The sequence below is a fragment of the Ruegeria sp. HKCCA4633 genome (assembly GCF_013034605.1).
In the GTDB taxonomy this organism is placed as follows: Bacteria; Pseudomonadota; Alphaproteobacteria; order Rhodobacterales; family Rhodobacteraceae; genus Ruegeria.
In genome coordinates this window covers 579,450-597,050 of the sequence record NZ_WQGJ01000001.1, presented here as the reverse complement: position 1 = coordinate 597,050, position 17,601 = coordinate 579,450, and the positions used below count along the sequence as shown (strand labels likewise).

Annotated in this window: 13 protein-coding genes; 6 read left to right on the top strand and 7 right to left on the bottom strand. The window is 52.3% G+C overall.

Annotated features, from left to right (window positions below; all coding sequences use genetic code 11):
* Nucleotides 1-269: 269 nt before the first annotated feature.
* The gene (locus GOV85_RS02935) at nt 270-1,535 is read right to left on the bottom strand and encodes an NAD(P)/FAD-dependent oxidoreductase (RefSeq protein ID WP_170562713.1); all 1,266 of its coding nucleotides are present in this window, start codon (nt 1,533-1,535) and stop codon (nt 270-272) included.
* 388 nt (nt 1,536-1,923) lie between these two features.
* Nucleotides 1,924-3,129 carry an aromatic ring-hydroxylating dioxygenase subunit alpha gene (locus GOV85_RS02930; protein ID WP_170482810.1) on the bottom strand — a complete coding sequence of 402 codons (1,206 nt, stop codon included), beginning with the start codon at nt 3,127-3,129 and terminating at the stop codon, nt 1,924-1,926.
* A 466-nt stretch (nt 3,130-3,595) separates the two neighbouring features.
* Here GOV85_RS02930 and GOV85_RS02925 point away from each other — a divergent pair, with 466 nt between their 5' ends.
* From GOV85_RS02925 to GOV85_RS02905, 5 genes are all read left to right on the top strand, one after another.
* Nucleotides 3,596-4,705 (top strand): extracellular solute-binding protein, encoded by a 1,110-nt coding sequence (locus tag GOV85_RS02925; RefSeq protein ID WP_170482807.1) that lies wholly within the window; start codon nt 3,596-3,598, stop codon nt 4,703-4,705.
* An 88-nt stretch (nt 4,706-4,793) separates the two neighbouring features.
* Nucleotides 4,794-5,936, top strand: coding sequence for an ABC transporter ATP-binding protein (locus tag GOV85_RS02920; protein ID WP_170482804.1), 1,143 nt, complete (start codon nt 4,794-4,796; stop codon nt 5,934-5,936).
* 50 nt (nt 5,937-5,986) lie between these two features.
* Complete coding sequence (locus GOV85_RS02915) at nt 5,987-6,895, top strand: ABC transporter permease subunit (RefSeq protein ID WP_371810599.1); 909 nt, start codon at nt 5,987-5,989, stop codon at nt 6,893-6,895.
* Nucleotides 6,896-7,738 carry an ABC transporter permease subunit gene (locus GOV85_RS02910; RefSeq protein ID WP_170482798.1) on the top strand — a complete coding sequence of 281 codons (843 nt, stop codon included), beginning with the start codon at nt 6,896-6,898 and terminating at the stop codon, nt 7,736-7,738.
* Between the two features lies 1 nt (nt 7,739).
* Nucleotides 7,740-8,372 (top strand): TetR/AcrR family transcriptional regulator, encoded by a 633-nt coding sequence (locus tag GOV85_RS02905; RefSeq protein WP_170482795.1) that lies wholly within the window; start codon nt 7,740-7,742, stop codon nt 8,370-8,372.
* Between the two features lie 22 nt (nt 8,373-8,394).
* Here the strand turns inward: GOV85_RS02905 and GOV85_RS02900 are convergent, their stop codons facing one another.
* Nucleotides 8,395-10,854, bottom strand: a complete 2,460-nt coding sequence (locus GOV85_RS02900; protein ID WP_170482791.1) for an FAD-dependent oxidoreductase — start codon at nt 10,852-10,854, stop codon at nt 8,395-8,397.
* A gap of 186 nt (nt 10,855-11,040) precedes the next feature.
* Between GOV85_RS02900 and GOV85_RS02895 the strand changes: the two genes are divergently transcribed.
* Entirely contained in the window at nt 11,041-11,820 is a 780-nt protein-coding gene (locus GOV85_RS02895) for a class I SAM-dependent methyltransferase (RefSeq protein WP_170482788.1), read from the top strand.
* Between the two features lie 33 nt (nt 11,821-11,853).
* On the opposite strand, the gene GOV85_RS02890 is transcribed toward GOV85_RS02895, so the two are convergent.
* The 4 genes from GOV85_RS02890 to GOV85_RS02875 are packed head-to-tail and all read right to left on the bottom strand — an operon-like array spanning nt 11,854 to nt 17,585.
* Nucleotides 11,854-13,233 carry an aminotransferase gene (locus tag GOV85_RS02890; protein ID WP_171174833.1) on the bottom strand — a complete coding sequence of 460 codons (1,380 nt, stop codon included), beginning with the start codon at nt 13,231-13,233 and terminating at the stop codon, nt 11,854-11,856.
* A gap of 13 nt (nt 13,234-13,246) precedes the next feature.
* Entirely contained in the window at nt 13,247-14,422 is a 1,176-nt protein-coding gene (locus tag GOV85_RS02885; RefSeq protein WP_170482781.1) for an aminomethyltransferase family protein, read from the bottom strand.
* Complete coding sequence (locus GOV85_RS02880) at nt 14,419-15,951, bottom strand: NAD(P)/FAD-dependent oxidoreductase (RefSeq protein WP_170482778.1); 1,533 nt, start codon at nt 15,949-15,951, stop codon at nt 14,419-14,421. Before GOV85_RS02880 ends, GOV85_RS02885 begins: the two co-directional genes overlap by 4 nt.
* On the bottom strand, nt 15,948-17,585 hold the full coding sequence (locus GOV85_RS02875; RefSeq protein ID WP_170482774.1) for an NAD(P)/FAD-dependent oxidoreductase: 1,638 nt from the start codon (nt 17,583-17,585) through the stop codon (nt 15,948-15,950). The genes GOV85_RS02880 and GOV85_RS02875 overlap by 4 nt, the downstream gene beginning before the upstream one ends.
* Nucleotides 17,586-17,601: the final 16 nt, after the last annotated feature.

Below are 17,601 nucleotides of genomic sequence, written 5' to 3'. Positions count from 1 at the left end.
CACTTAGTCTGGTTTCGTTCCTTACTGGGCATCCAAGAAAACTAATCAAAAGAGAGTATCTTACCCCATAGTGCCACCCCGCTGAAACACAGCCGCTTGGTGTTCGCCCAAAACTTTCAACCGCTTATCATCTCTCATTGATTGGATAGTTTGATCTGAATTGACCGCAGAGCACGCGAAAGCTGAGTTTAGCCTTGTGAATTTTGTCGAAAGGTTTGCTTGAAATTCTTAGATTGTTCCAGTGCTGGAGCAAATTGATCGCCAGGTGTTCAGCTTAACTGCGCCAACACATCTTCCGCGGCCCTTAATCCTTCTAGGTGGGCTCCGCTGACCGAGCATTGTTGGTTAGGATGTGTCGCTTCACCGGCGAAGTGCACCCGCTCAGCATGAGACTGTCGTAAGACAGCGCGTTTGTCGTGGCCTCCTGGTCTGGCTCCAGCGTAAGAACCACGCACATAAGGTTCATTTCGCCAAGCGGTGGCGTGGCCTTTGATGAAGGCTTTTCTGACTGTCGTGCCGAAGAAGCCAACCAGTGTTTCGAGCGCATGTTCTATGGCGCTTTCAGATCCCGCATCCTGCAAATCTTTGGAAAAGCTGCCAGAACTTTCAAAGCTAGTTAAACCGGTGTTTGAGATGTCGCAAAGAAAACCACCTCCACGGGCTACCCCTTTGGCGTCGGGTTCTAAGTGGTATGTCAGCCAAGTATCCGGTTGCACTGGCAAAGCTCCGGGGCGGAAAAGGAGGCCAGCGTGATTGTAGTCTCCCATAGTGATGAGCTCGAGCGCTGAGCGTCGGTCGGATTCTAGCGGGGGATCAAAGTGGATGATGTCTTCGGCTAAGACGCCGACGGAAACTGTAACAACTACGGTTCGAGCTTTGATCTTGCCAGTGGCCGTAGTTATCTGCACGCCTTCAGTGAGAGATTTTATTTCTGTGACCGGAGTGGCCAATTTAATTGGCAGCCCCTTTGCGGTGCATGCAATGAGGTGTCCGAAGCCTTCGCGGCAAAACCAATCGTCTCCGCCCTCCCAGGCACTGATGTCTCGCAGAGATGTATCCGGCAAATCTCTGGCAATTGACAACGCGAATGTCATCGCTGCCGTAAATGACCAATGCCCTTTGTTATGCCAAATGTCTGCCAAGGACCGGTCTGTTGGAATTCCGGTACTTGCTTCAATTTCTGCATCGATGCGCGCCGCTTCTTTTATCGCGCTATGAATTTCGTCGACCTCGTCCCACAGAACAGCGTCATCCTCCAAGCCATACGTCACCGCGTTGTCCGGGGCCGCATAGAGATCAAGACCAAGTGCTAGACCCGGAGCTTTCAGAGCGTTTGCATGTTCGGTGTGCATCCAATGCGCTCCCACGTCGAACGGGACGCCAAAGATTTCCGTGTCCGTGTGCGCGCGCCCCCCGACGCGGTTGGATGCCTCGATGCAGACTACTGAGAGTCCCGCCGATTCGAGAGCACGAGTAGCTGCAATTCCTGCTGCTCCGGCACCAACGACAACGACGTCAAAGTCATAAACTTTCAATGTTTTCGCTCCAACACTTTAAGTGGCCTGTGAGACAATGTTCGGAGTAGGTTTTTGGCTTTCTCAGCATCGTGAGAATTTACAAGGATCTGAATTGTCTAAGGATTTGTTCATTTGCGCGCGAGAAGTCATTCGTTAGTTCTTGAGCATAGATTGCAAACGAATTCTGGAATTGAAACGCCCTCGTATCTAGCCAGATCGAGCGGATCCTCCGTGTCAAACTTGCTGCATCTTCGGTAGATTTCCAGCATCTCGGCAGAAAGCTTTCCGTTCTTAAAGAAATACATCGCAGCTGCATATCTTGTGGCACCAGAACCAGGCGTTCCGACAGTCGTTGCCAGGAACTGCCTTTGAGCTTCTGCTTCCTCCACTTTGAATATACCTTTCGTCACGATTTCGGCTCAGCTGACATCGCATCATTCAACGCGGCGACTTCATCTTCTCCAGGTGCTGATTCAGAGTTGTAGATTGGAAGAATTTTCCTGAGATGGTCATGATGGGAGCGTACGCCGTACTCGAGATCAGAAAGATAGAAGCCCTCGAACGCCTCTGAAGCCATGGCTTCGTTGGACCATATCGTGAGCTGAATATCTTCTTCCACTGTCTCTCGATCAATCCGAGCGGCAAGGTAGCGTGCCGCTCTTTGTTGGCGGTCTTCGTTCGAGTTTCGGTATGTCGCGCTCCGTAGAATGGATTTATCCGTCGTGATCGGAAACTCTTGATAAAAGAGGGTCGTCTCAGGTGTGACGGCTATTACCGCATTTGGAAAAATGCCGTAGTAAAGCCAAGTTTTGTGCAAGTGTTCCGGCAGGTGAGGCTGTGGTCTAGTGAATTTCTTGTAGTTGCGAACAGCCCACCTGCGGCCCTTCGTCGGAGTGAATCTTCCATCGGAGCGTGAGACGCCGTCGACATATGGTTCGTCTGAATAGGTCGAACCATATAAATCCTGAAGGGCAGGGTGCGCGAGCGGGACATGATACCCTTCGTTGTCGACATCTCTGATCGATTTCCAGTTTACAGGAGTCTCCTCGGTCCAGATTCCGTCCGTCGGGACATGTTCGGCCATTTTGTAGGCAGAGACTTCCTGTTCAATCGGGGCTAGCAGTTCGGCTACTGATGGCTGGGGTCCAGGTTTGAAACGGACAAAGACAAAACCCTGCCAGATTTCCATTTCAATCTCTTTCAGGCCAAACTCGTGCTTGTCTAGATCGGGGAACGACTCCGGACGGGCGGCGCCGCGTAACGTTCCATCAAGATTGTAAACCCAGCCGTGAAATGGGCAAACTAGAGCGTTTGCACATTTTCCTTGCTCTTTCGAGACCAGCCGAGAGCCGCGGTGACGACAAACGTTTAGAAACGCGCGGATGTCCGAGTTGCTGTCCTTCAAGATCAGGGCGCGTTCACCGCACATGTCAAAACACAGAAAATTACCGGGTTCCGGAACATCCGAAACGTGGCACGCGATTTGCCAATGCGTTTTGAAAAGTTCGCTCTTCTCGAGTTCAAGAAGGGCGTTGCTGTGATAGCACCAGCCGGGCAACCCGCGACGGTCCCAATTGGCGGGAATTTCTGTGTTTCTGGCTTCGTCGCGCATCGGAGCAACCCGCATAGTTTTGGTTTGGTCAGTTAGGGTCTCAGGTGGGGACAGTGTCCAAGATTGAAAATTTTGCCTTGCTGGATCCGCCACTCTTCGACTGAGTGTAGGTGTCGCTTAAATTGAGTTGCTCGTCAACTTTTTCTGACTGAATGATCATTCAAAAATGTGCTGCTAGTCACGCCCGTGAGGTTTCCTTGGTCGATGGTTTTCGATTTACCTGCTCAAATCAGATACAAAACCAGTGATATGTAGCGATATGATCAAAATTCATTCAGCCAAGCTTGACAGTGCAGAATTCAGCGGACTACCGTTCTGAATGACCAGTCAGATAAAAATATAGCGACTTGGGAGAATGGGGTGCTTGGTGATCGCGCCCGCAACGCAGGCGCGATCATTCGAGAAGACAGACTAGCAAGTAAGGCAAGACAAATTCAGCCACCACTCAGGGAGAGGAAGCGAAGTTATGAACTCAATCAGGAAAATCGCCGGAATTACAGTTATAGCGGCAACTACTACTGCAGTTTCGGGATCGGCTTACGCGCAAGAGCGTGTGTTGAAGGTTACGAATTGGGGAGAGTACATCGCTGAAGACACAATCGAGAACTTCGAAAAAGAATACGGTATTAAGGTTATTTATGATCCGTATGACTCTGCCGAAGCAATTGATGCGAAGCTACTGGCGGGAAACAGCGGATATGATGTGGTTAGTCATGCCGGCAGTGATACGGCTCGATTGATAAAAGCGGGTATTGTTGCGCCGCTGGATATGTCGAAGCTGGACAATATCAAGCACATCGACCCCGCAATCATGGAGCAGTTGTCAAGTGAATGGGATCCAGGCAACCAACACTTCATTCCATATATGTGGGGAACGCACGGCGTCACGTACAACGAAGAATTGGTGAAAGAGACGTATCCAGATGCCCCCATAGGATCGATGGATATGGTTTTCGATCCTGTTCACATGAAAGAGTTGTCCAAGTGCGGCGTTTCATTCCTGGATTCCCCAGGCGACATCATTCCGATGGCTTTGGCGCATATGGGCCTGGATGCGAACTCCACAAACAAGGAAGACTATGAGAAGGTTGGAGAGATGCTGGCGGAAATCAGGCCATACATCAAAACCTTCGATAACTATGCTTATCAACGGATGCCCCAGAAAGAGTTCTGTGTCTCAACCACATGGGGCCCTGATGGTCTCCTTGCCATGTCTGGCGCAGTTGAAGCCGACACTGGTGTCGTGCTAGACTTCTTCCTGCCCGAAGGTGATCGTACAGCGCAGCTTTGGATAGATGGATGGCTGATCCCTGAAGACGCCGCGAACAAAGAAGACGCACATCTTTTCCTGAACTATATGATGCGCCCCGAGGTTGCGGCTAATGATAGTAACTTCACATGGTACGCGACCGCCAACCTGACTGCCAAGCCGATGGTCGATGAGGCTGTAACTTCCAGCCCAGCCGCGTTCCCAACATCGGATCAGGTTGCCAAGATGTACACGACCGCCGTTCTTCCTCCCAAGGTCGAGCGCTTGCAGACACGTACCTGGACTGACTTTAAGGCCGGAAACTAAATCCACCCATACTGGCAAATTCAGTAGCGGACCTGACCGGTTCGCTACTGAATCCCCGGATCCCGACTGGCAGACTAAGAGGCCCAAATTGACTGTTTCCACGGCTGTCAGCCCAGAACCACGGCTTGATCAAAAAGAGCAGCAACCTTTGGTCAAAATCAGAGGCGTAACCAAGAAATATGGTGCAGTGACCGCTGTCGACAATGTTGATCTGGATATCTACAAAGGAGAGTTATTCTGCCTTTTAGGCGGATCTGGATGTGGAAAGTCGACACTGCTTCGAATGCTTGCTGGGTTTGAGGAATTGAACAGTGGCACAATCACTATCGACGGAGTCGATATGGCCGATGTGCCAGCCTACGAACGTCCGACCAATATGATGTTCCAAAGCTATGCGCTGTTTCCGCATATGACCGTCGAAAAAAACGTGGCTTTCGGGTTGGAGCAAGACCATGTCCCCAAGCTAGACATTGCGGACAGAGTTCACGACATCCTCAAGCTTGTTGAGTTGGAAGATTTCAAAAAGAGAAAACCTAAACAATTGTCCGGTGGGCAACGCCAGCGTGTTGCCTTGGCGCGGGCCCTAGTCAAACGTCCAAAGCTGCTGCTCTTGGATGAACCTTTGGCTGCTTTGGACAAAAAACTGCGCAAGCAAACGCAGTTTGAGCTTGCCAACATTCAGGACAAGGTCGGCGTCACGTTCATCGTCGTGACTCACGATCAGGAAGAAGCAATGACCCTGTCTTCGCGAATGGCGGTTATGGACGCGGGTCGCTTCAAACAGATTGGAACTCCGACAGAGATCTACGAGTTTCCAGAATCCCGCTTTGTGGCTGACTTTATCGGATCAGCAAATATTTTTGAGGGCAGGGTGACCGAGGATGGGGCCGACCATGTTCGGGTCGAAACCGAGTTCTGCGAAGTTTATATTGATCACGGTCATTCTGTTAAGGCTGGCAGCAAGATTTGGGTTGCGCTGAGGCCCGAGAAAATTCGACTTGAGAAATCTGATGCAATTGCTGAGGGCGCGAACCAGACAGCGGCCGTTATCGACGATGTTGGGTATTTGGGAGAGACATCGATCTACAAGGTAAGGCTTCCCAATGGCGAAATCTTCGACGTCACTCAGCCCAACCAGTCACGTCCGACGCATGCTGCGCAGCGATTAACCTGGGAAGACAAGGTGAATATCAGCTGGGATCCGTCTAGCGCCATGTTGCTCCACTCATGACGGATTTCACCGAGGATATGTTCGAACCGCCGCAGGTTGAACGACAACCCATGATCCGTTTAGTGATGCGGCGTATCCAGAACAGATGGCGTCAGATCGTCACTGTCATACCGTTCTTCTGGTTACTTGTATTCTTTCTGGCACCGTTCTTCATTGTCGCAAAGATAAGCTTAGCTGAGCTGGCGATTGCGAGCCCGCCATTCACAAGTTTAATTGAGTGGACAGGTGACGGGATCATGACAATCCGCCTAGTCTTCGACAATTTTGTCTACATCTGGGAAGACAGCCTGTACTTTGACACTTACGTAAATTCACTCAAGATTTCAGTAACGTGTACGTTCTTGTGCCTCTTGTTTGGCTACCCTATTGCCTATGCAATTGTACGATCGGGGCCGGTCGCGAAGCCGCTCTTGTTGTTTGCAATCATTCTTCCGTTTTGGACGTCTTTCTTGTTGCGGGTCTATTCGTGGATGGGCCTGCTTGCGGATCAAGGCACGATCAACAACCTTCTGATAGCGCTGGGGGTGATCGATGAGCCGATCCGCATGCTTTACACGGAATTCGCCGTCTATATCGGAATCGTCTATACCTATATGCCGTTCATGATCCTGCCGCTGTACGCGAATATGGAGAAGCTGGACAACAGCCTAAACGAGGCAGCCGCCGACCTTGGTTCCAAACCAACGAACACTTTCTTCAAAATCACATTACCTCTGACGATGCCTGGAATTGTCGCTGGTTCACTGCTGGTCTTCATCCCTGCGACCGGCGAATACGTTATCCCCGATCTGTTAGGTGGCGGCAACGTGCAGATGATTGGGCGGGTTCTCTACAATGAGTTCTCTAGAAACAGCGATTGGCCAGTGGCCGCCGCAGTTGCGATTGTTTTGCTGTTCATACTGGTGCTGCCAATCATGGTTTTCCAGCACTACCAAGGGAAAGCAGCGGAGGAGCAATAGATGTACGCCAAACGCTCCCGTTTCTTAACCATCATGCTGACCTTGGGACTGGCATTCTTTTACATCCCAATGATCCTGTTGGTTGTTTACTCATTCAACTACTCCAAGCTGGTACCAGTTTGGGGTGGATGGTCGTTACGCTGGTACAAGGAGCTTTTTCAATCTGCCGAAGTTTGGAGTGCTGTTTCACTCAGTCTTCAGATTGCCATTGTGAACGCTACATTTGCCACAGCGCTTGGCACCTTGGCAGGTCTTGCTATGGTGCGCTTTGGCCGGTTTAAGGGGCGGACTTTGTTCGGAGGGATGTTGGTCGCGCCCTTGGTGATGCCTGAAGTGATAACCGGATTGTCTTTGCTGGTTTTCTTCATCTCTCTGAACCAGGTGATCGGATGGCCTGCAGAGCGTGGTTTTGCGACGATTACAATCGCGCATATTACCTTTTCTATGGCCTATGTGGCGGTGACAATTCAGGCACGCTTAACCGGTGTGGGGCAAACACTGGAAGAAGCGGCCGCCGATCTTGGCGCAAAACCGTTCAAAGTTCTGACGGCTATAACGATCCCACAGCTGACGCCGGCACTAATTTCGGGATGGTTGCTGGCATTCACGCTGTCTCTCGATGATTTGGTTATAGCAAGTTTTGTTACTGGCCCTGGCGCAAATACCTTGCCAATTTTGATCTTTTCACGCATTCGACTGGGCCTCAGGCCGGACATCAACGCGCTAGCAACCATCATGATTCTTGTGATTGCTATTTGCGTTGCCATCGCAGCAATAATTATGTTCCGACAACAGAGAGCGGATTTGCTGGACAGGCAAATGGCCGAAAGAGAGGAGAGTTAAATTGGAGACGCATGAGCTTCAGAAAAAACGACGCACCGAACCTCCTGAAGTTCGTCGCTTGCAGTTGATAATGGCGGCCATCGACTCGATCTCTAAGCGTGGGTTTTCTGACACGACGCTCAAACATGTGACCGAAACTGCCAATCTGTCTCATGGCGTTGTGAACTATCACTTCGACAGCAAGGAAGCACTGTATGACGCTGCGTTGGGTTTCCTTGCAAAAGAGCATTATGAGAATTGGCTAAAGTCTTACGACGATGCGGAACCTACAGCCGCACATCGGCTGGCAGCCATCATTCGAGCGGATTTTGACAAAAGTATCTGCACCCACAAGCGCTTGGCTGTCTGGTTTGCTTTCTGGGGGCAGGCAAAGTACCGGCCTAATTATCTGAAGATCCATAATAAATATGACAACGAAAGATATGATCGAATTTTGCGCCTGTGCGGTGAATTGATTACCGAAGGTAGTTACGACGATCTCGATCCGGAAAAAACAGCCCGTGCTGTAGAGGCGATGTCTGATGGGGCGTGGCTAAGCTTGATGTTGTATCCCAAAGTGGCTGATCGTCGGGAATTCAGGGATGTTTGCATGCTTTCGCTGTCGCGGTTTTTCCCAAAACACTTCCCGGTCTGAGGAAAAGCAACGAACGGCCGCTTCAACACTTTATCTTTTGCATGCCGGGGTCATAAAGCGGTTTGAGCGAGGCGGTTGCATCATACTTCTCGTCTGCAATTTCGATCTGCCAATGCCCCGTAGCGACTATGTCCGCGGTCAACGGTTCGTCAATCTCGGCAAAACCAATGCCGACAGCAGCGCCGAGCGTGTGTCCATATCCGCCAACTTGAATATATCCGACTTCATTGCCGTTTAGATAAATCATCTCATTGCCGTACATGAGAGGCTCTGGGACTTTTAGTAGGAACTGCAACATCCGGTTGTTGGGCGTGCCTTTCGCATTGATCGCGGCGAGTGCTTCCCTGCCGATGAAGCCACCAGGTTTGTCCAATTTGACGGCAAAACCAAGCCCGGCCTCAATTGGGTTGTCCGTGTTGTCCACGTCAATTCCGAAATCACGATAAGCCTTCTCTAGCCGTAGGGAGTTGAGAGTTTGCATTCCAGCATTGCGAACACCCAGATCTCGACCTGCTTCCATAATCAGATCGTAGGTCTGCACGGCCTGAGTGGCGGGTACGTGAAGCTCCCAGCCGAGTTCTCCAATAAACGTCACGCGATAGGCCATGACTACGGCATATCCGATGTCGATTTCACGCGCCGTCATGAAGGGAAAACCTTCGTCCGACAAATCGGCTCCGGATATTCTGCACAGTAGTTCGCGCGACTTGGGGCCGTGAACGTTGATTTGGCAGCGCCCTGCGGTGATGTCGGTTATAACTACGTTCTCGTCGTCCAAGATGTGCCGTCGCATGCGCATCTCGGTATGACCCGCCGAGTTTTCTCCTACGATGACCCAGTATCTCTGATCGGATAGCCGGGTAACTGTAAGGTCAGCCTCAAAACCACCCCGTTCATTTACCCAGGCTGTGTAGACGACACGACCGGGTTCAACATCAACGTCATTGCAAGAAAGGCGAGAGAGTAGGGCGCAGGCACCAGGTCCTTCGACGCTGAAACACGCCATTGATGTCATGTCCATTACGATGACATCCTCGCGTGCTGTCCGGTGTTCTTCAGCGTGCCATTCAAACCAATTTTGGCGATACCAACTATAGTTCTCGACCTTGGCCTCTTCGGGCGTCGGAGCAAACCAATCAGGTTGTTCCCAACCATTTCCTTCGGCGAAAAATGCTCCGGCCGCTTTGAGACGGTCATAGAGCACTGAACGCTTAACGTTTCTGGCCGTTTTGTAGTTCTCATTGTGGTAGTGCTGTCCAAAGAGCTTTCCCAGCAACTCAGGTGTTCTGTCGCGTCGAAAGGCCGGTGTCGCCATTTCACGGGAAAAGCGATTGACGTTGATGCCGGTAACATCGATGGGCGGCAAGCCGTCCACCATCCAATGGGCCAAAACCATTCCCGTACCCGCGCCATTCAGGATGCCAAGTGAGTTCATCCCACATGCAACCCAGAGATTGCGCAGTTCAGGCGTCGGGCCAACAAGCGGCGCAAGATCAGGCGTAAAGCTCTCAGGACCGCAGAATAGTTTTTTGACACCGTAGTTCATGGTGTCAGGCACGCGCGAATAGGCTTTCTCCAGGTCGGGCCCAACACGTTCCCAGTCTGGTTCAATCTCTCCGAATTGCCATTCATCCGGGATACTATCGAGCTTCCAAGCCGCAGCGCAGGGCTCAAAAAGCCCTAACATCATCCCGCCGACTTCTTCACGGTAATAAGTGAAGGTGGAAGGGTCTTCGAGAACGGGTAGATCGCGAGGTAGGCCCGGGATACTTTCCGTTATCAGGTAGTAGTGTTCAGCCGCCTGGAGCGGTAGATTTACACCGTGTTTTGCACCAAGTTGGCGAGACCACATGCCACCGCAGATCACAACGTTTTCGGCTGTTATGGTATGACCGTTCGCGGTGCGGACTCCTGTCGCGGTGCCGTTCCTGGCTAAAATCTCTTCAACCCGCACACCTTCGAAGAAACGTGCGCCTCTGTTTTTGGCTCCCTTGGTCAGAGACATTGTCACGTCCACCGGGTTGGCCCGACCATCCTCCGGAATGAGGAATGCTCCAACGACGTCTGATAGGTCCCCTATAGGGAACATATCCTGCGCTTCCTTCACTGAGACTTCGTGGTTGTTTATCCCAAAACGCCGCATGAAGGCGGCGACGCGGCGCATCTCATGCAGGCGTTCTTCATTGGTTGCAATCTGCAGATATCCAACGTCGCGGAAACCTGTGGATATACCGGTTTCCTTCTCTAGGTTCGCATAAAGGTCTCGACCGTGCGTGTAGATAGCGCACTCAGCTTCGGATTTAAGGAGGCCAGCTACGATCAGGCCGGCGGCATGCCAAGTGGTCCCTGATGTCAGTTGTCCCTGTTCCAGAACGACAACATCGGTATGGCCGAGCTTAGTCAAGTGATAGGCCGTGTTCGCGCCGATCGACCCCCCACCAATAATCACGGTTTGGGCATGCGTCGGTAGGGTGTCAGCCATTGCGAGAAAATCCTTTTAGGCGTTCTTATCTCCGAATACCAGTCAAATTACTTGATGTCTACTGACTGAATGATCATTCAATTATAGCTGAATCTTCGACCTGCGATTTCGCGATAAAGCTTGTCTGAGATGAGAGAAAAGGTTTCACTACAGTGACTGACTGACAATCAGATGCGGGGGAATCCTATGTCAGACGAAATCCTATATGACCAACAGGCAATTAGCTTTCTGGAGGAGCTTTGGGGGGAGGGATTTCTTTCACCGGGAGGCCCTGAAGAAGTTGCTCGTGTTGTTGAAGGGGTTGATCTGAAAGATAAGCATATCCTTGATATAGGATGCGGATCTGGGGCGATCGCAGTGTTGATGGCAAGGGAGTTCAGCGCCGCTAGAGTTACGGGGATTGATGTAGAAGCCCCGGTTTGCGCGACTGCGAAAGAGCGAGTTAGGCAGGCGGATCTGGAGGGAAAGGTCGAAATCATACAGGTCACTCCAGGTCCAATGCCATTCGAAGATGGTACTTTTGACGTTGTGTTTTCGAAGGACTCGATCATCCACATCCCCGACAAGGTAACGATGGCTGCGGAAGCTTATCGTGTGCTCAAACCAGGCGGTCATTTCGCTGCTTCTGACTGGCTGACCAATCATGATGGTGAGATGTCACCGGAAATGGCGCACTACGTAAAGATGGAAGCCTTGGAGTTTCAGATGGCGTCGCCCTCTAAGTACCGCGCTGCTATGGAGCTGGCTGGCTTTGAAGACGTAGAGTTAGTCAACCGCAACGCTTGGTATGCTCAGGTATCAGCTACTGAGCTGGAGGAATTGACCGGGCCAAACCGAGTCGACTGGGAAGCTCGTCATGGTGCGGAGTTTATTGAACATCAGATCGAGATCTGGGACGCTATGCAGCCAGTGTTGAAAACCGGAGAGCATTGCCCGCATCACATCCGTGGTCGGAAACCTGCCTGATCTGACTGGAACTTTGAATGGGCGCGATGACCGTTATGCGTCGTAGTCCTTGCTGACCTGCGCCATACCAGCTTCCATGATGTCGAACATTTCGTCTATCTGCGACAGAGTTATGATCAGAGGGGGCGAGAACACGGCCATGTTTCCAAATGGTCGCAAGAGGAGTCCCATCTCCTCGCACGCATCGTCCAGTTTCTGTCCAAACTTCACATGCGCTTCATAACTCTCGACGTTCAGTTCAGGGCGACATTCTATGCACCCGAGGAGCCCGTGACCGCGCACATCCCCAACTATCGGAAACTTTTCCTTTATTTGATTTAGGCGGTCCTGGAAATGCGGTGTGACGCGTTGAACGTGTCCTAGAATGTCCTCGCGCTCCATGATTTCAATATTTTTAATGGCAGCCGCGCAGCTCACAGGGTGCCCGGAGTATGTGTAGCCGTTGTAGAAAACATCGTCGCCCGGTGCGTCTGAAATGCGTTTCATTACTGCGTCCGAGATTACGCAGGCACCTAGCGGCAGATAGCCCGAGGTTAAACCTTTTGCGCAAGTGATAATGTCAGGGACGATGCCAAAGACCTCTTCTGAGGCGAACCAATGACCCAGCCTTCCAAATCCGGTTACGACTTCATCCGAAATGTAAAGAATGTCGTTTGCCCGGCAAATTTCGAGCGTGCGCTTATGATAACCCGGAGGTGGAACGATCACGCCACCGGAACACAGGATCGGTTCAGCGATAAAGGCGGCAACACGGTCGGCACCTACCTCAGCAATCAGGCTCTCAAGGTCAGCAACTTTGGTGTCGCACCAGGCATCAACACTCATGCCTTCTGGCCGGTGGTAGGGATTCACGTCTGGAAGGAAACGCACCAGATCCTGAGCTTTCTCAAAGCTCGTTTCGAAACGTTCTTTCCCAGTGACAGTCGCGGCGAGAAAGGTAGATCCATGGTAGCCTTTCTCCCGGCTGATCACGATCCTCTTCTCCGGTCGGCCAAGCCGTTTGTTCATGAAAAGTGCGGTCCGCAGTGCGGTGTCAACGGCCGTAGACCCACCGGTCGTGAAGTGCACCGTGTTCAGATCGCCTGGTGTACGTTCGGCGATCATTCGCGCCAAAACGGCCGCGGGTTCGGTCGTAAACGACCACGGCGACGCGTAGGGCATCTTCATAACCTGTTGAGAAATGGTATCGGCCATCTCTTGACGCCCATATCCAATCTGTGTGCACCACATTCCGCCAGGGCCATCAATATATCGCTTCCCGGCAGCATCCCAAAGGTAGATACCATCCGCTGTATTTACCCGCATGTACTCGTCGGACCCAAAGCCGTCGGTTCCGGCCCAAGGATGTAGGTGATGGTCGCGATCCCAAGCGACAAGGTCGCCGTCGGTTGGTGTATTACCTAGGGTGTTCACGTCTGCTTCTCCTTTAGGTACGAGCCGGTGGCGTAGCACGCGCGCGGGGCGGTGCGAAAAAGGCTTTGGTGACAGGTGTGAGGCGCGCCATCCTGGTGCGCCATTTGCCTTCTTGCAGAGTGTAAATCTCGGCCTTCCAGCCGGATGACCGACCAGCATCCGGCATACGGACATGGGCCAACGCAATGTTGCGCTTGGCGGTCGGCGACCATATTCCGGACGTTATGTGTCCAATTTCTTTTTTGCGTCGGTTGTAGATCAATGACCCTTCTGAGGGCTTGAAACCTTCAACATCGAAACGCATGAGGAGGCTTTTTGGAGCCTCTCGCTTGGACAGCAGCTCTCGCCGGCCATTGAAATGACCTTTGTTGAAGTCGACTAGCCGGCCCAGACCAAGTTCGAATGGTGTTTGGCCTCGGTGCAACCGTTCGGTAGCATGAACCGGTTGAAAATCCACACCTGCGGTCAGAAAACCGGCTTCGATGCGGGCCAAGTTTACAGCTTCGTATCCAATGGCGCGCAGTCCCTGATGTTCGCCACCTTTCCAAATTCTGTCCCAAAGCGCTTCTGCCTTGCCCCAGTCGCACCAGAGCTCGTAACCTAAATCACCGGTAAAACCCGTCCGCGAGATCATGAGACTGTGGTCAATTTGGGCGAGATCGAATGGCTTCAGCTTGCTGACATCTAAACCAGCGGCTTCCAAAACTGCGTAAGAGGTCGGCCCTTGCAGCGAAAGTCCAGCAACACTGTGAGTTTCGTCAACGACTGAAACGTCAAACCCCCATGCAGCATCTAGCAACCAAGTCAGCATTTGTTCCTGACAGCAAAGGCGCCAATCGTTGTCGCCAAGATGGAAAAGAGTTCCGTCATCGATGACCATACCCTCTTCATCACACCAGACTGCGTACCCCACGCGACCAACGCTGATTTTTCGGACGTCCCGAGTCACGAGGCGATTGAGCATCGCGGTCGTGTCTGGCCCGGTCAATCGGTATTTGTGCATTGGCGAGATGTCGAACAAGGATGCCTGATTTCGCAGCGCGAAGTACTCGAACTCGACACTGTCCAGCAGACCTGGGGCAGCATAGCCGGCCCAATCGTACCAATTTTGTGCGCGATTTTGCTCTTCGAGTTTTTTGTGAAACGGCCCGGGTATCAAACCGAGTTTTGGATCGGTAAAGATGCTCATGGCTGAGCCTCTAGTGTCGCCAGCGCCGCATTGCGACCAGCGAGACCCATGACATCACCACCGGGGTGCGTTGCTGCACCGCATTGGAACAGCCCTTTCGGCCCCATGGAGTATCTGGACATCCCGTTCGCGGGCCGAAGTGTCAGGAGCTGGTCCAAAGACATTTCTGCATGGTGCCAGTGCCCGCCGGGCGCTCCGGTTGCGCTTTCGATTTGATCCGGTGTTATAACCTGTCTACCTGCAATTTGATCACCCAAGCCGGGCAGGGCGCGGCTAAGAGTTTCAACTGTAATTTGCGCCAGCTGTTCCTTTGCAGTCTCGGTCCAGCCGCCTTCAAGGTCAGATGGCGCATATTGCACAATGGTTGACAGCCAGCTTGCCCCGTCGGCTGTCTGCACTTTGAAGGCTTCAATCACAGGTGCTTTGGACATTTGACGATACTTGGCCGGATTGAACGCAGCTTCGACGTATTCCACAGAGGGAGCATAGATAAGACGTTCTTGAGCCAACTCGTCGCTCAGGCCGGGTAGGGCGGAGCCATCCCTTAGCCGTAGATTGACCTTTGCCGTTGTTCCACGCGCCCGTATATTTCGCACTCGCCGCATCGTTTCGATGTCAAAGGCAGATGGGCCGGTCATTCGGCTTGTTAGTTTTGGGGCAAGGTTGCTGAGCACAATGGGTGCCGCAATGGTTCGTCCATCAGTGGCTTCCACTCCAGAGACTGCATCGTTATCCAACAGAATGCGGGATACTTCAGTGTCCGGCATAAGCAGGCAACCTGCCTTTTGTGCAGCTTCCACCATCAAGTCGGTTAACGCGCACATCCCGCCTGCTGGTTGAGTGATGGTCCCTCCGTGACCGAAACGATAGATCAAATTGAACACCGTGCCCGGAGATCTTGGACCGGTGGCTGTCCCCCAGATTGCATCAGCAGCAAGCATTCCAGCCACCGGTCCTCCCGAAAGGTCATCTATGACAATGTCTTGGACATTGGATAAGACAATCTGCAGGAAACGCCGCATTTCAGATTTACCCAGCTTTTTCAGGCCTATGCCCAGTTTTGCCAGGCGCAAAAACTCGTTGAGTCCACCCCTGGAAAGGATGGCCTTTTGACCCCCAGGAGGTGGAGCCTCGGCGAGTTGGCGCAAAAGGTCTCCATACGTAATTAACTGGCGTGTCAGAACGGACCAGGCATCTGATTCCGGATGTTTCGTCCCGTCGCTCCAGTACACGCCGTCGTTCTTGAAGACGATGTGCCGCCCATCCTCAGACAGAGAGACTGTGGAGACGGGTTTACCGGACAGGACAGGGTGTTGAGTATCTATGCCGACATCACCCAAGGCCCGCGAGCTCAGGTTGTAAAGCGAGTGGGCGAGAGTCGGGCCGCCGTCCACAGAATAAGACGCCATGCCGCCGAACCTGTCGGATTTCTCGATTATACAGACATTCTTGCCGCGTCTACTAAGTAGTGTTCCGGCAATCAGGCCGTTTACACCGCCGCCAATAACAATCGCATCAAATTGGCTCATGCGGCATACCCCTTCATTCGGCCATGTCGTGTTTCTTTCCTGAGAATAGCCCGGGCAGCGTTTGCACCTGGGGCTCCCATAACCCCACCGCCGGGATGAGCGGACGACCCGCACAAATAAAGCCCCTTGATTGGTAAATTGTACTGCGACCAACCCGGGACGGGCCGATTGAAGAAAAGCTGATCAAAAGTTAGTTCGCCTTGGAAAATGTTGCCCTCTGTTAGACCGACCTCGCGCTCGATTTCCAATGGTGAACGCACTTCCATATGAACGACGCGCTCGCGAATATCGGGACAGGCCACAGACATCTGGTCGAGTACAGTTTCTGCCATCGCGCTGCGCTGCTTTTCATCCCAATTCTCTGCGGATCTAACGCCGTCGACTTCTAGATCATAAGGAGCATATTGGACGAAAACCGTCATCATGTGGGCACCTGTTGGCGCCATAGTCGGATCAATCTGGCTGGGGATGAGCATGTCGATATAAGGCTTTTCCGACCAGCGCCCGACTTTCCAATCATCATAGGCCTTTTCAAGTTCAAGGAGGCTCTGCGACACATGCAAATCACCCCTGAGAAAGCTGGTGTGCTCGGGTGCTGCAGGGAAATTTGGAAAGCGGTCAAGAGCGATGTTGAGTTTAGCCGAAGACCCACGGATTTTGAAGTTTCGCACCGCCTTGGTGAAGTCATCCGGTAACTCGGCCGCGTCAATATGGTGCAGAACAGTGCGTTTGATATCCATATTGGAGGCAACGACAGGGGCATAAAAAACCTTGCCGTCTTCAAGAGCCACGCCTTCAACGCGGCCGTCTTTACTGAGGATTTTCTCAACCCCCGAACCCGTATGGATCGTACCCCCGTGCTCTTTGAATGAGGCAGCAATCGCATTCGAGATCGCGCCCATCCCGCCGCGCGCGAAACCCCAAGCACCGATGCCGCCATCAATGTCCCCCATGTAGTGATGAAGAAGTACGTAGGCCGTCCCGGGCGAGTACACTCCGAGGCCGGTTCCGATAATACCTGAACCTGCCAAATGGGCTTTAATCAGGTCGTTTTCGAAGTGTTCATCTAGAAAGTCACCAATGGACATTGTCCAGAATTTCAGCGTTTCACCAAGCTCCCGATTACCCAGCCCATGTGCTTTTTTTACGAGGTATGCCAGTTCGCCGAGATCGCGCGGATGGAGAGAAGCGGGGTCCGGTGCGTCCCGAAGTAAAAACGGACGGATAAAACGGCATTGCCGCATGATGGCTTGCGAATAGCGGCGATAGGCGTCGGCATCATTTTCAGAATGACGTTCCATCTCACGCTTCAGAGCGTTGTGGTCGGAATAGTAGGCGAAGTAATCCCCATCGCGCGTGAAGCTCGCGCCGCCTTCATACGGAATAACCTGAAGACCGTATTTTGGTAGCTCGAGGTCCCTAGCAATCTCGCGCCGCAGGAGGGAACAAACGTATGAGCAGTTCGAGTATGTCCAACCCTCGTGTAACGACCGGCTGACTGCCGCGCCACCGATCCAGTCGTTCTTTTCGACCACCAAAACACGCATGCCAGCGCGCGCCAAATAGGCGGCGGCGGTTAATCCGTTGTGACCAGCGCCAGCCACAATCACATCGTATCTGTTATCAACCGTCAAATTGTTCCATCCCTTT

Bases quoted from the DNA above. Each gene is read 5' to 3' on its own strand.
- GOV85_RS02930 (WP_170482810.1), bottom strand. From the start codon at position 3,129: ATGCGCGACGAAGCCAGAAACACAGAAATTCCCGCCAATTGGGACCGT.
- GOV85_RS02925 (WP_170482807.1), top strand. From the start codon at position 3,596: ATGAACTCAATCAGGAAAATCGCCGGAATTACAGTTATAGCGGCAACT.
- GOV85_RS02915 (WP_371810599.1), top strand. From the start codon at position 5,987: ATGATCCGTTTAGTGATGCGGCGTATCCAGAACAGATGGCGTCAGATC.
- GOV85_RS02910 (WP_170482798.1), top strand. From the start codon at position 6,896: ATGTACGCCAAACGCTCCCGTTTCTTAACCATCATGCTGACCTTGGGA.
- GOV85_RS02900 (WP_170482791.1), bottom strand. From the start codon at position 10,854: ATGGCTGACACCCTACCGACGCATGCCCAAACCGTGATTATTGGTGGG.
- GOV85_RS02895 (WP_170482788.1), top strand. From the start codon at position 11,041: ATGTCAGACGAAATCCTATATGACCAACAGGCAATTAGCTTTCTGGAG.
- GOV85_RS02885 (WP_170482781.1), bottom strand. From the start codon at position 14,422: ATGAGCATCTTTACCGATCCAAAACTCGGTTTGATACCCGGGCCGTTT.
- GOV85_RS02880 (WP_170482778.1), bottom strand. From the start codon at position 15,951: ATGAGCCAATTTGATGCGATTGTTATTGGCGGCGGTGTAAACGGCCTG.